The 13,081-nt window shown below is 69.6% G+C and carries 15 protein-coding genes; 8 read left to right on the top strand and 7 right to left on the bottom strand.

Translation table 11 applies throughout. The annotated features are described in order from the left end of the window. Window positions 1-50 precede the first annotated feature (50 nt). Together hemA and ACZ4VT_RS04120 are read right to left on the bottom strand one after the other, a co-directional pair. Complete coding sequence (gene hemA / locus ACZ4VT_RS04125) at window positions 51-1,268, bottom strand: 5-aminolevulinate synthase (RefSeq protein ID WP_467946382.1); 1,218 nt, start codon at window positions 1,266-1,268, stop codon at window positions 51-53. A 60-nt stretch (window positions 1,269-1,328) separates the two neighbouring features. Beyond that, window positions 1,329-1,472, bottom strand: coding sequence for a hypothetical protein (locus tag ACZ4VT_RS04120; protein ID WP_467946380.1), 144 nt, complete (start codon window positions 1,470-1,472; stop codon window positions 1,329-1,331). A gap of 134 nt (window positions 1,473-1,606) precedes the next feature. Between ACZ4VT_RS04120 and ACZ4VT_RS04115 the strand changes: the two genes are divergently transcribed. The 3 genes from ACZ4VT_RS04115 to ACZ4VT_RS04105 all read left to right on the top strand — a co-directional run bounded on the left by ACZ4VT_RS04115 (window position 1,607) and on the right by ACZ4VT_RS04105 (window position 4,995). Continuing rightward, a complete protein-coding gene (locus ACZ4VT_RS04115) occupies window positions 1,607-2,608 on the top strand; it encodes a LuxR C-terminal-related transcriptional regulator (protein ID WP_467946378.1) in 1,002 nt (333 codons plus the stop codon). A gap of 891 nt (window positions 2,609-3,499) precedes the next feature. Next, window positions 3,500-3,910 carry a hypothetical protein gene (locus ACZ4VT_RS04110; RefSeq protein WP_467946439.1) on the top strand — a complete coding sequence of 137 codons (411 nt, stop codon included), beginning with the start codon at window positions 3,500-3,502 and terminating at the stop codon, window positions 3,908-3,910. Window positions 3,911-4,794: 884 nt separating this feature from the next. Continuing rightward, the gene (locus ACZ4VT_RS04105) at window positions 4,795-4,995 is read left to right on the top strand and encodes a hypothetical protein (protein WP_467946376.1); all 201 of its coding nucleotides are present in this window, start codon (window positions 4,795-4,797) and stop codon (window positions 4,993-4,995) included. Between the two features lie 148 nt (window positions 4,996-5,143). On the opposite strand, the gene ACZ4VT_RS04100 is transcribed toward ACZ4VT_RS04105, so the two are convergent. Then, the gene (locus ACZ4VT_RS04100) at window positions 5,144-5,524 is read right to left on the bottom strand and encodes a DUF5994 family protein (protein ID WP_467946434.1); all 381 of its coding nucleotides are present in this window, start codon (window positions 5,522-5,524) and stop codon (window positions 5,144-5,146) included. A 412-nt stretch (window positions 5,525-5,936) separates the two neighbouring features. Here ACZ4VT_RS04100 and ACZ4VT_RS04095 point away from each other — a divergent pair, with 412 nt between their 5' ends. The 4 genes from ACZ4VT_RS04095 to ACZ4VT_RS04080 all read left to right on the top strand — a co-directional run bounded on the left by ACZ4VT_RS04095 (window position 5,937) and on the right by ACZ4VT_RS04080 (window position 7,391). Continuing rightward, a complete protein-coding gene (locus tag ACZ4VT_RS04095; protein WP_467946375.1) occupies window positions 5,937-6,512 on the top strand; it encodes a DUF5994 family protein in 576 nt (191 codons plus the stop codon). Between the two features lie 5 nt (window positions 6,513-6,517). Continuing rightward, window positions 6,518-6,706, top strand: coding sequence for a hypothetical protein (locus ACZ4VT_RS04090; RefSeq protein WP_467946374.1), 189 nt, complete (start codon window positions 6,518-6,520; stop codon window positions 6,704-6,706). Between the two features lie 95 nt (window positions 6,707-6,801). After that, entirely contained in the window at window positions 6,802-7,068 is a 267-nt protein-coding gene (locus ACZ4VT_RS04085; protein ID WP_467946372.1) for a hypothetical protein, read from the top strand. A 50-nt stretch (window positions 7,069-7,118) separates the two neighbouring features. Next, window positions 7,119-7,391 (top strand): hypothetical protein, encoded by a 273-nt coding sequence (locus ACZ4VT_RS04080; RefSeq protein WP_467946370.1) that lies wholly within the window; start codon window positions 7,119-7,121, stop codon window positions 7,389-7,391. Here the strand turns inward: ACZ4VT_RS04080 and ACZ4VT_RS04075 are convergent. Further along, a complete protein-coding gene (locus ACZ4VT_RS04075; RefSeq protein ID WP_467946368.1) occupies window positions 7,388-8,656 on the bottom strand; it encodes an ATP-binding protein in 1,269 nt (422 codons plus the stop codon). The two genes, ACZ4VT_RS04080 and ACZ4VT_RS04075, sit on opposite strands and share 4 nt — an antisense overlap. 333 nt (window positions 8,657-8,989) lie before the next feature. On the opposite strand from ACZ4VT_RS04075, the gene ACZ4VT_RS04070 reads away from it, so the two are divergent. Then, window positions 8,990-10,189 carry a PP2C family protein-serine/threonine phosphatase gene (locus ACZ4VT_RS04070; protein ID WP_467946366.1) on the top strand — a complete coding sequence of 400 codons (1,200 nt, stop codon included), beginning with the start codon at window positions 8,990-8,992 and terminating at the stop codon, window positions 10,187-10,189. Between the two features lie 84 nt (window positions 10,190-10,273). On the opposite strand, the gene ACZ4VT_RS04065 is transcribed toward ACZ4VT_RS04070, so the two are convergent. The 3 genes from ACZ4VT_RS04065 to dhaK all read right to left on the bottom strand — a co-directional run bounded on the left by ACZ4VT_RS04065 (window position 10,274) and on the right by dhaK (window position 12,864). Continuing rightward, window positions 10,274-10,522, bottom strand: coding sequence for a SixA phosphatase family protein (locus tag ACZ4VT_RS04065; protein WP_467946364.1), 249 nt, complete (start codon window positions 10,520-10,522; stop codon window positions 10,274-10,276). Between the two features lie 100 nt (window positions 10,523-10,622). After that, window positions 10,623-11,453: a hypothetical protein gene (locus ACZ4VT_RS04060; protein WP_467946362.1), complete on the bottom strand. Its 831-nt coding sequence runs from the start codon at window positions 11,451-11,453 to the stop codon at window positions 10,623-10,625. Window positions 11,454-11,856: 403 nt separating this feature from the next. After that, window positions 11,857-12,864: a dihydroxyacetone kinase subunit DhaK gene (dhaK, locus tag ACZ4VT_RS04055; RefSeq protein WP_467946360.1), complete on the bottom strand. Its 1,008-nt coding sequence runs from the start codon at window positions 12,862-12,864 to the stop codon at window positions 11,857-11,859. Between the last annotated feature and the right edge of the window lie 217 nt (window positions 12,865-13,081).

The raw sequence follows: 13,081 nt of genomic DNA, 5'->3' as shown, positions 1-13,081 counted from the left end.
TTGATGCGCTGGAATGCGATAAAAGTGAAAGGGCAAAGCTGCCGACGGCGCTATCGAAGGTCGTCGAGACAGGCGCGCAGGGCGCGGACGAATCCCTCGATGTCCTCGCGGGTACGGAAGGGCGCGACCGTGACCCGGAAGCGCTCGCCCCCCTTCGCGACGGACGGGAAGTTGATGGGCTGGACGTAGATGCCGTACTCGTCCAGGAGGCGGCGCGAGATCCTCTTGACCCGCTCACCGCCCGGGACCAGCACCGGGACCAAGTGGCTGGGGGCGTCGATGAAGTCGATGCGGGCCTCGCGCAGGAGGTTGCGCATGAGCTCCGCGTTCTCCCGCAGTTTCAGGCGGAGTTCCGTACCCGCTGCGCCCTGGATCACGTCGAGGCTCCGCTGGGTGGCGTCCAGGCTGGAACGGGGAATCGTGGTGGTGAAGATGAATCCGGGCGCGTGGGACCGCACGTAGTCGAGGGCGGCGTCGGGGCCGGCGACGTATCCTCCGGTCGTACCGACGGCCTTTCCGAAAACACCTTGCACAAACGTCGCCCGATGTTCACCGATCTCCTCGCAAATCCCGGCCCCTGAAGGCCCGTTCACGCCGATCGCATGCGTCTCGTCGAGGTAGGTCATGGCTTGGTGACGCTCGGCCAGGTCACAGATCTCGCTGACGGGTGCGATATCGCCGTCCATCGAGTAGACGGATTCGAAGACGATCAGCTTCGGCCGCTCCGCCGGATACTGGCGCATCAGTTCGTCCAGCGCGCCGATGTCATTGTGCGGGAATATGTGCCGGTTATTCTTGGAGGCTCGAATTCCCTCGATCAACGACCGATGGTTGAGCGAGTCGGAGAAGACCACCATGTCCGGTACGGCCGCGAGCAGCGTGGTCAGCGTTTCGAAGTTGGCCACATATCCGCTGGTGAATATCAGAGCGCGGGCTTTCCCGTGCCAGGTGGCCAGCCGGGTCTCCAGCGCGACGTGCGCCTCACTGGTGCCCGCGATGTTGCGGGAGCCGCCGTTGCCCGTGCCGTGCCGCCGGGTGGAAGCGACCTGGGCGTCCATGACCTGCACGTTCTGGCTCATGCCCAGGTAGTCGTTGGTGCACCAGACCTGGACGCGCGCTCCCCGGTGCATGGCGTGACCGGGCTGATCGGCCAGGTACGAGCAGGGGGTGAACTCTCGGTACAGACCCGAGCTCCTCAGGTCTGCCAGTCGCTCCTCCAGCCCGTCGAAGACGGAAGAGGGCCGTGTGGACACGGGAACGGCGGACATGTCTCTCCTGTAACTAGAATTTAATGATCCAAGGACGAGGCAGGCGGTCAGCCGGTCCGGTCAGCCCCACTGCGAGTCGTCCATCAAGGCGACAACGACGACCTCTTCCTGCGGTGCGGATTCGCCGCTCGCGACCACGCCGAGAGTCGCGAGAACCGTCACGGCGAGTGCACCGATGAGCTGCTGGAAAGTCGTCTTGAACATTGGTTCCCCCTGATGAGCACTGCGCCGCCGGATTTCCCCCGGCCCGTGACAGGAATCATGTGCCGACCTTCTCGCTGAAAACAGGGATATCCGGGAGCATGATCACGCAATGCAGAGACTTGAAGGATGGACAAATGTGCGTTAAATCAGACACAACGGCAGATGTTCCATCTGTCGAGCTCTGCACTGAGGGACTGGTCTTCTACGAGGGCGCCGTCCGCGGCGACCTCCCGGGGCGGGAATGCCCGCAATGCCTGCTGGACCTGGGGCTCCTGCAGGCACTGCCCGACGGCCGGCTGATGCCCCTACCCCCGGGCCTCGCCGCCAACGGCGTCATGCGCGTGTTGGAGAGGGACATCGAGGAGAAGCAGCGCGCTCTGGCGGCCGCCCGGACCGCCGTGCACCAGGCGGAGGGGGTCTACCGCGCGCACACCGGCTCCGACACCGGCATCCGCGCGATCAGCGGAGCGGACGCCATCAGCGCCACGCTGTCCTCGGTCGTGCGGTCCTGCGGGGAGGAACTGCTGACCGCCCAGCCCGGCGGCGGCCGACCGGCGGACCTGCTGGAGAAGGCCCTCGCCAGCGACGTGGCGGCCCTGGAGCGCGGCATCCGACAGCGCACCATCTACCAGCACACCGTCCGCTCCCACGCACCAACGCTCGCCTACGTCGAGAAGATCTCGGTCGCGGGCGCCGAAGTCCGCACCCTGGACGAGGTGTTCGACCGGCTGATCGTGTGCGACCGCAAGATCGCCTTTGTCCCCGATCCGGGCGAGGAACGCCGGGACCTCGCCCTGGTCATCGAGCACCCCGGGATGATCCGATACCTCGTCGGCATCTTCGACAAGTCATGGGAACGCGCCGCCCCCCTGCGGCACACCCCGACGGAACACCGCCCGCCCCTGCTCACGGACGAGACCCGCCGGGCGGTCCTGCACCTGATGGTGAACGGCTACACCGACGAGACCATCGCCGGCCGCCTCGGCATGAGCACCCGCACCGTGGCCACGCACGTCCGCAAGGCATCGGAACAACTGGGAAGCCGCAGCCGCGCCCAGCTGGCGTACCTCGTCGCGAGGAGCGGCATCCTGGATGAGGATCCGTACGAACCCCTTCCTCAAGCCCCGCAGACCTGACCACGCGCGGGCCGGCTCGGTGAAGGTTGCGCACGAATGGGTCACGTCCCGTATGTGACCGCTTCCCCGGGCGTTGGGTGGGCGGGGTCTCTCTGCTCAGGTCACCGCGCCGCTGCTCCTGGGGACGGGAGTCCTGTTGGGACTGCCGTTCCACTTCTTCTTCCCGGAGCAGCTCGCCGCCGCGTCGGTCAACCCGGTCTGATCACGGCCCCGGACTGGCCCTGTGGGGCGGATCTTCGCCGTCCTCGGCCTCTTCGCCCGGACACGGGATCGCTCGCGAGTTCGAGTTGATCTCTGAGTTGCAGCGGATTGGCGGGCAACGAGAGCAAGAACGCCAGATCGCGGTAGTGGCGCTCCGGTGAAGCGGTCTTGATGCTCACCGCTGCAGCTTTCGCCACGATCGCCCCCAACAGGCTGGGGCGTCGGATCCGGCCGGTCCGCGGCCCCAGTTGCACACTCACAGCCTCGGTTCTCTGCGCGGCCTGCCGGCCGCCCGGCACCTCCAGTGTGCGGCCGGGCGGCGTCGTCATGAGGTCTGCACGGGGGCCGAGGTTCTCGGGCGCCAGCAGATCCACCACCAATCGCTGCGGCTCCACACCGCGCTGATAGCGGTGCAACAGGTTGCCCTGCGGCGACGTGCCGGCGCCGTCGCCGAGCGGTCCGAATCCCCCGTGGGGCCTCCTCGCCCCTGGAGACAGTGAACGCCTCCAGGACGCCCTCGAACTCGGCACCCGCCCCGTCGGCGAGGTGATGGTTCCGCTCGACAAGGTCGTGACCGTCCCCTGCGACATGCCCCCCCGACGCCTGGAACGCACCACCGCCGACCAAGATCATGGAATTCGGAGACCGAGCCCGGCTGATCCCAGTCGGCCCACCCACGGAGATCCCCTAGTGACAGAAGCAGATCCCGACGTCGTGGTCGCCTGGACCCGAGGTGACACCACCGTTCGCTGGAACGGCCCCGCGGGGAACGTCGAGAAGCAGTACGAGCTGCCACCACAGGACGTCCTGGCGTGGCGGGAGAACGGGGAGGCGCTGGTGCTGGTGGTGGAAGCCATCAACAGCGCACCCTTTACCCCGTCGGACAACGCGGTGGTCTACCGTGCCGACGGCTCGGAGCGGTTCCGGCTGCACCCGCCGGGCGACCTGCTGCCGAGCCCGGACGATGTTCATGGCTTCTACACCGCCTTCCCGCAGGACGGTCGGCCGCTCGTGATCATGGTCACGCGCAACGCGGGCGATTTCCAGGGCCGTATCGACCTGGAGACCGGCGAGATCGCGGACACCAACCACTGGCGATGAGCCGGGGAAGACTGTCGGCTGGCAGAGCATGAAGGTGGCCGTGGGGCGGCCCGGACACAAGCGGCCTCCCACAGCCGACCGCCCCAACCGAATGCCCGCATCCCACTGGTGCGGGCATTCGGCGCCGGGGACGCGAAGCTCTGGTCTACGCCGCCGGCTGCGTGAGCGGACGTGCTGGCACGGGGTGGGCTGCAGCGGATGAGGCAACAGGGTTCAGTGCTCTGACCAGGCATTTCCAGGGCTCGGCGGCCCGAGCTGAATGGTCGGGCAGGATCCTGCCGGGACTTCCGATCCGTTGGCTGTCGTCCCGAGTCAGTTCACTTGCGAACGCAATGCCGGGGGCAGTCGGCCGGTGGCAGCAACTCTCTTTGCCAGCATCGGCGTGACTCAGGCGATGCCATGAGTCCTCACGCCGGGGGCGTGCCCCCGCCGTGCCCTTAACGGCGGTGAACAGCGGTCAGATCGGGTGCGCAAAGGCAGCCCCGACGGGGCTCCCGAGAACAAGAAAGCGCAGGTCAAGAGCTACACGGTACATTCGCGCACCATAGATTCCCAAGCTTATAGCGCGGGTTCGATTCCCGTCATCCGCTCCATGACAAAGCCCCAGGTCGCAGACCTGGGGCTTGTTTTTGTTGTCCAGATCTCTCTGGGCTCTCATGCCATTCGCGTGCCACAAGTGCCCTCGTGGGGCGTCAGGTTGAGCCGCGGGCACTACTCGATGTCGAGTGGCTGCCGTCAGTCGCCTTTCACGGTGAGGCCGACGGGCGGGGTGGGGCGTCGTCCGTGCGCCTCGCTTCGCAGTCGACATGATGCAGACCGTCGCTGTGCGTGTCAGCGTGATCCGAGAGGAATCCGTACCCCACGCATCAAGAGGAGTCGCCGTCATGGACGCTAGGCAGGACAAGCGTCAGCAGCCGGGCAAGGGCCGTGAGGCGCAGGAACACCATCGCCCCGGAGACCCCGCGCAGCCCCAGCCGGGCAAGTCGTCCCGCGAGAAGGGACAGAAGCCCGGCCAGAAGGAGACCGCGCGCCGCCGCGAGGACGACCTGCTGCGCGAAGAGGACCTGCACGACGAGGGGCTCTGACCAGCGCACCACTCGCCGATACGCCCAGGCCCGGCCGGCCCACCGTCACTCCGGCCGTGCTCTGCTGCATCCCGCCCGACGCCGAAGGAGACTGGGCCGCCCGCCACGGTGGCACCGCGCTGTCGGCTCGACCGCTGAGGATTCGGGGTCAGCCTGCCGCATCGGCGGCGCGGTCCTCAGGTTCGGGTGTGGTGGCGATGAGGATCTGAGCAGCCTCGGTGATGTTGTCGGCGCGGACGGCGCGGGCCATCGCTTCGCGGGCGGCGTCGGCTGTGGTGTCCGGGGGAACCACCAGCAGGGCGAAGTGGTCGTTGTGGCCACGGGTGATGAGGACGGTGTCGTCGCCGACCGGGTCGGAGTCGAGGTGCACGACCCGGTCGTCGATCACCAGGCGGGTGGGGAGGCCGTTCCAGGCCGACGCGTCCACGCCGACCCTGGTGATGGGCCCGAGGTACTCGGTCAACGTGCTGATCAGCGCGGGCAGCTCGGTCTCGATGTCGCGCGTGCGGGGCCACCACGCGCCGTCCAGGAACCCCTCCCGGGACTGCGTGGTCTCCAGCCGCAGCAGCGCCGTGCCAGGTTTGACCGCCTGGTGGATCGCATCCGGCAGGAGCAGTGGGGGCCTGGGGGGGTGTCGGAGTCAGCCATGTGGGTCCGCCCCTCTACGGGGTGCGGCCGTGCCTCGTCGCAGGTCGGCACCGGTGCCGACCTGCGACGTACGCGAGCCCGCCGTCGTTTCACGGTACTCCCGCCGCCCGCACCGCTGCTCTCCGCAGCGCCTCCGCCGGAAAATACCTGGTCACACCGGTCATTGCCCATTGAACAGGCGTACAGTGAAAGCACCGGAAGTACTTCGCGCACCCGCTTTCACGCGGGTGTCATTTCCGGCGATCGCCAAAAAACCGGACTGCCGACGGGCAGTCCGGGGGCAGGTCCGCATCATGACCAAGACCCTCGACCGGACCGCGCCCCGCGACCTCGCCGCCAAGCTCCCGGCACGCTTGTCCCTCACCCCGAAGACCACGCTCGCCAGCCAGCTGGACGGGGCCTGGTGGCCCTACTCCCGCGACCTCGAAGCCGAGCTCCCACCGCTCGCCGCCGCCCTGGAGGAACCCTGGGGCCGCGTCACCCGCGTCACCGTGAACCCCACCCGCTGGCCAGTCGTACCGCACAAGGTTGACGTGGACGGGCACACCCTGCACGTGGGCTGGTTCACCGAACAGGACCCCGACAAGCTGATCCTGCTCTCCTACACCGTGGGGCGCTGGGACCTCCTCGTCATCCCGCCCGAGACCGAGCCCGCCACCGCGGCCCGCCTGATGGCCGCCGCCGCGATCCCCGGCAGCGTCCTCACCGCCGGAGTCTTGACCGCCAACGAAGCCGCCATCGGGCGCGGCATCCGCGACGCCGTGCGCCGGGAAGCCACCTGGGAGGGCGAAGGCGGGGCCTGCATGTCCCCCTTCGGGAACCCGATGGACCGAAGCGCCCTCCCGCTGCCCGGAAACGGCTGGAGGTGAGCTTCGTGGAGACCCTCGTCCTCATCGCGGTGATCGCCCTCGCGATCGGCATCGGAATGCGCCTGATCCACCTGCTCAACGCCCAGCACGACGCACGGATCGCGGCCCACCACTTCAGCGACCCCCTGCCGAGACCTCCCGGCCTGCCGGACGACACCAGTCGTCGAGCCCACCACACGGATGCCGACCGGTGAGGAACAGACCTTCCTCCGACCGGGGGCAGCGGGCGGGGCGCCACGGCGCCCCGCCCCGTCGGCCTCTCGCCCACTCCGAAAGGGAACACGCCCACGTGAAGTACATCGAGACCCAGACGCTGCCGTCGCTCGGACACGCCGAGATACGGATCATCGCGCACACGCCCGAAGCCGCCCGAGCGGTCGCGGAGGCGCTTCGCCACTGCTTCGCGGGCACGGAACAGCGCAGCTATCCCGGCCTCGACGGCGACACCCGCCTCCACCTCACCCTGGACACGGCAACACCTGCCGGCCCCGCCCGCTCCTGGCTGGCCGCCAGCAGGACCCCCGTCGGCACCGGCGCCCACTCCGACGAGACCTGAGAGCCCCGACAGGCCCAGGAGCCCACTCCCGCAGACGAGAGGACGCGGTCATGGCGACGCTGCACGAACGCAAGACCTACCGCGAACAGGTGCTCCGTGTCCTGTACGAAGCCGTCGAGGGCAACCGACTCCTCGGCATCACCGGAGCGCAGCTGCGACGCGACCTCCACGTGCCGGAACAGGATCTGGCCGCCGCCTGCACCTACCTGGCGGGCGAAGGGCTGATCACCGTCGACTGGGAGCCGGGCAACACCCCCGCGATGGTCACCCTCACCCACGAGGGAATCCGGCGCATGGAGGCCGAGGAGGAAGAGACGTCCTAGATCCGGGCGAACGTCTCGGTCTGGTGGGCGAACTCCTGGGCCATGGCGGCGCTGACCGTGGGCCTGGTTTCACCGATCGTGCGCAGGTAGTCGTCGCTGGTGGGGCGGGCCCGGGTTCCGGTGTCGAAGGTGCGCTCGAACTGGACCTGGGAGACGGTACGCGCCACATGGGCGATGTCGGCAGGGGTGAACCCCTCGCTGGCGGACGCCAGCGCCTCGCTGTCGGCCTCCGCGCCCGCTCGGGCCAGGTAGCTCTCCCACAGCGCGGTCCTCGCGCGGTCGTCGGGCGGGCCGATCGGCAGCACGTAGTCGAAGCGGCCGTGCCGAAGGAACGCGGAGTCGAGCGTGGTCACGTCATTCGTGGCGCAGACGAGCAGCCGCCCGTCCTGGCCCCGGAACCGGACGATCGCCTTGAGCAGTTCGTTGACGACACCGACCGCGGTCGCGTCCGCACCGCTCCGGGCCCCCGCGATCTCCTCGACCTCGTCGATGAAGACCAGGACGTGGTCGAGCCGGGCGATCTCGTCGAAGCGCCGGTTCAGCCCGCTCGCCAGGCCGTACTCGGCGGCCAGCCGGGCGGGGAACAGTTCGAGGAACGGCCATCCCAGACGGCTGGCGATCGCGTGCGCGAACGTGCTCTTCCCCGTCCCGGGCGGACCGAACAGCATCACCGCCCGCGGCAGCTCCACTCCGTGCCGGGCGGCCATTTCGGGATGGGCCAGTGGCAGGACCAGGCGCCGCTCGATGAGCTCCTTCTCCCTCTGCATGCCCGCGACCTTCTGCCACAGTCCCCCGGGCGGCAGCTCCGCGCCCAGCGACGCGAGCATGCTGACCGCCTGAGGGGTCACTCGCCCGCGCTTCTCGAAGAAGACCAGGCCCGGACGGGCGCCGAAGCCACAGTTGTGCAGGGCGGTGGCACCGGTCTCTCCGTCGGGCAGGACCGCGTGCACTGTTCGGACGCCACCGGCGAACAGCCGGTGCTCCAGGGCCGTGATCAGGCCGCTGCCCAGCCCCTGGTGCCGCCAGGCAGGCGCCATGCTGATGCGCAGGATCCACGCCCGGTCACCCTCCACCCTGCTCACCGCGGCGCCGACCACCACATCGTCCGCCGTGGCCACCACCGCCGGGTGGAGGGCCTGGAGGGCCGCCACGGCGTCCGAGAGCGGAAAGAGAGGTGACTCTTCGGCCGTGCCGCTCTCCGCGTCGACTCGGATCACCGCTTCGAGATCGTCCTGGGTGTAGTCCCTGACACGCCAACCCGTCATGGTCAGCTCCGCGTGTTCGGCCGTACTCCCATCATCGGCCGATGTGCGCGGGACGCGCACATCGGCCCTTCAGGCCGACGGCACTGGACGGCACAGCGACACCTCACGGCGGCAGACCCCCGCCTCGGTTGCCGTCCTCCGTTCCATGACGAAGCCCCAGGTCAGCGACCTCGGGCTGGTCTGTCGCCAGACAGCTCCCCCACCGGGGAATCCGGGTCGTAGAGGCCGCCGGCGCGGAAGCCGCGTGGCGTACCCGATCGCGGGGGAGCATCCTGGAGGCCACGCCGCCCGAGCAGCCGGACGCCGGCCCGCCGCCCGGTTGGAGGCAACAGGATGACCGTCGGAGGGCGCGGGGACCCGGACCGCTCGGAGAGCTTCGGGGAGGAACTGCTCGGGGTGCTCCTGGACCGGGCGCACGAACTGCCGCCGCACATGGTCGGCCCGCTCGTCGCCGAGACGGTGGCCCGGATGGGGGGCCGCGAACCACAGATCCTGCTCCAGGACTACGGACAGCAACAGCTGGTCCCCCTGCCCGCCGGCGGCGTGGCCGCAGGTGATCCGCAGCCCATCGACCGGTCCGAAGCCGGCCGGTGCTTCCTGGAGTCACGCCCCGTCGAAGTCCTGACGCCCGACGGGATACGGGTCCACCTGCCCCTGCTGGACGGCGGCGACCAGGTGGGGGTCCTCGCGGTCACCCTGGACGGGATCGACGACGACGCCCGCCGCCTCCTGCACAGGATCGCGGGCCTGGCGGCCGACCTGCTGGAGACCAAGAACGGCTACACCGACCTCTTCTTCCGGACCCGCCGCCGCGAACCGATGAGCGTCGCCGCGGAGATCCAGTGGTCCCTGCTGCCCCCGCTGTCGATGGTGATGCCGCACGTCGCGGTCGCCGGAGTACTGGAGCCCGCCTACGCCGTGGCGGGGGACAGCTTCGACTACGCCCTGAACGGCGACGTCTTGCACCTCGCCATGATCGACGCCATGGGGCACGGCCTGGACGCGGCCACGATGGCCACGGTGGCAATCGGCGCGTACCGCCACGCCCGCCGGATCAGCATCGAACTGTCCGAGATCTACCTCTTCATGGACCGGGCCGTCGCCAAGCAGTTCGACCCGGACCACTTCGTGACCGCCCAGATGATGCGCCTGGACACGGACACGGGGCGCCTCCAGTGGGTCAACGCGGGGCATCCCGCGCCGATGCTGATCCGCGCGCACCGCGTCGTACGCCGTCTGGACAGCCCCACGACCCTCCCCGTCGGCTTCGGAGGGGACCAGCCGCAGGTCAGCGCGGTGGCGCTGGAGCCGGGCGACCGCGTCCTCTGCTTCACCGACGGCCTGATCGAAGAACACGAAAGCGGGCAGGAACAGTTCGGCGAGGAGCAGCTGATCGACTGGGTGAACCAGCTGGAGCAGGCTGACCACGGGATCCGCACGGTGGCCCGGGACCTGTCCCACACCCTCAAGCGGGCACGCGGCGAAACCACCTCGGACGACGCGACGCTCGTCCTGTTCGAGTGGCGCGGATGACGGAAGGCCTTGCCACAACGTGCCAGTAGGGACGGTGAACAGCGGTCAACGAGAGGTGGGAAGAGGTAACCGGAACGCGGCCCGTCAGGGGTTCGCACCGCGGGGCACGACCATGTCGGTCAGCCGGGCGGCACCAGGTTCAAGGGACGACCAGGGCCCCGGCACGCGCAGCACGGCGATCGCGGATGTCGGGAACTTCGTACGGGTCTGCTCCAGCGCGTAGCCGTCCGTCTCACCGGAAAGCAGCAGGACCAGCTCCTGCACGCCGGGGTTGTGCCCGATCAACATCAGCGTCCGCACGTGCGCGGGGATCTCTCGTACGACGTCGAGCAACCCCGGCACTCCCCCCGTAGATGCGTGGAGTCCTCCACGTCCTGCGGCCGGGCGGACTTGGCGTGGCGCAGGACGACCAGGCGCCGCAAGGTGCCCGGAGTCATGGCGTCGCCGGGTGCTGGTGGCCGACCTCGCGCGCGAGGTCCAGCCCGAGGACGCGGTCGAGAAAGGCGAACGTCTCGAACTTGGCACCGGCCGGCACGTCGGCGCGCTTCGCCACGCTGACCAGCATGTCCAGGACAGCGGGGACGCCGAGATCATCGGCGAGCGCGGCATGGGCCTGTCGCAGCACGTCGGCGGGGACCGGCCTGGACGGCTCCTGCGCCCAGTCGGCCACCTGCTGCCGCCAGTGCCTCAGCATCCGCCGGGCCTCGTCGAGCGCGGCGCTTGTGACCGTGACCGGCGTGCTGTGGGCGTTGCCGAGCAACAGCATCCTCACAGCCAGCGGGTCGGTCCCCTCCGGGGCGAATGCGTCCGGGAGATCCGAGGCGAGGAGGTGGCCACGGTCCGGGGCGCCCCCGTCCGGGGGTGCCGGGCTGACCTGGCCCACGTCGATCCGGACCCCGCCGACGGCGTCCTGCACGGCGGTGCCGTACGCGAGCACGTGCACGTCGGCAGCGGCGCACATCGCCTCGGTCAGATGGTGAACGTCCACGGTGGCAGGCGGGTGGATTCTGAGAACAGCCATGGCCTGTTCGAGCGTCTGGGCCGGCTCAGGCGGCAGGTCCGGCGTGGTGATGACCGTGACGGACTGCAGCCCATGGAGCTCCGCTGTGCGCGCCAGTACGTCACCGACCAGAGGCGCCCGTACGTGCACCGTGCCGATCCCGGTGTCGATGACCGGCAGGTGGACGCAGATGCGCAGCAGGTGGCGGTGTGCGGAGGGGATCTCCACGAGGCGGCCGGTGCGAGTGTCGGCGATACGCAGCATGATGCGGAGGCTAGTAGTGGAAACCTCCGGTACGGGGGAGGACCTGACCAGGACGCCAACGTTGTGCAATACCGCGCGTCGCACGGTCGTAGGCCGCGGGCCCCATCCGTGCCCTTGGCCGGAAGCGTCGCTACGGGCGCGCTACTGCCAGGATTCTCACGGCGATGGGTGGCCTGTACCGCCGCGAAACATCGTCTCGCATCGCGGCACCAAGCCGGGTAACCGCCCACCCGGGCCCGCTGGTTCGCGACGACGGGCTCCGGACCCCCGCCCTTGGGGCGATAGGAGAGACGCGCCGCGTCCGACACGCGGGCGGGTGCCGCCATTCGACACAAGGTCCGGCACGCCGGTCGGTTCCCATGTCCGGCTCTCGGCGGATGCGCGGCGGGAGACCGCCTTGGGGTCAGCGGCCCCAGCGCAGCGCTGCCGTCTGCACCGGCGCGTCCCACAGCCGCAGCATTTCCTCGTCGGCCCGGCACAGCGTCACCGAGCACCCCGCCATGTCCAGCGAGGTGACGTAGTTCCCCACAAGGGTCCGAGCCACCTGTACGCCCCGTGCCGCCAGCACCCGGGCCACCTCCGCGTGGAAGCCGTACAGCTCCAGCAGCGGCGTTGCGCCCATCCCGTTCACCAAGGCCAGTACCGGCCCGTCGGCGCCCGGGGTCGCGTTCGCCATGTCGTCCAGCACGGAGCCCACTGCGGCCTCCGCGATCTCCCCCGCCGACATCATCGGGCGCCGCTCCCGGCCCGGCTCGCCGTGGATCCCGATGCCCAGCTCCAGCTCGCCGTCCGGCAGGTCGAAGGTGGGGGTGCCCTTGGCGGGGGTGGTGCAGGCGCTCAGCGCCACGCCGAAGCTGCCCGAGGCCTCGTTGACCCGCCGGGCGATGGCGGCGACCTGCTCCAGGGAAGCGCCCTCCTCCGCCGCCGCCCCGGCAATCTTCTCGACGAAGAGCGTGGCCCCCGTCCCCCGGCGCCCGGCGGTGTAGAGGCTGTCGGTCACGGCGACGTCGTCGTTGACCAGCACCCGCTCGACCCGGATGCCGTCCTCCTCGGCCAGTTCGGCGGCCATGTCGAAGTTCAGCACGTCCCCGGTGTAATTCTTGACGACGAACAGCACCCCCTGGCCGGAGTCCACGGCCTTTGCCGCCCGCACCATCTGGTCGGGCACGGGAGAAGTGAACACTTCGCCCGGACAGGCGGCGGACAGCATTCCGTGTCCGACGAAGCCCGCGTGCAAGGGCTCGTGTCCGGAGCCGCCGCCGGAGACGAGACCGACCCGCCCGCCCTGCCGCGCGTCCCGCCGTACGACGACCCGGGCCTCGGCGTCCACGTCCAGGTCCGGGTGGGCTGCCGCCAGCCCCCGGAGGGCGTCGGCGACCACGGTCTGCGGACTGTTGATCAACATCTTCATCGTGTGCCTCCCGGTCGGAGCCGGTGATCCATACGAACAGTGTGCCGCCATGCCGCGGACATCCGCGAGAACTGGGGCGACCGCCTCGGAGAAGGATCGAGGGATCCGAAGCGGGCACCGGCCTCCGCGGGGCCGGACCGCCCTCGCCTTTCCGGTACGGGCGAGCCGTCTTACTCTGAACCGGGGGGCTCGGGGCAGTCGAATGCCGGTCTTCGGA

The sequence above is a fragment of the Streptomyces sp. NPDC029164 genome, from assembly GCF_055563995.1.
Note: the sequence above shows the minus strand (reverse complement) of the source record. Positions and strands in the feature narration are given on the sequence as shown.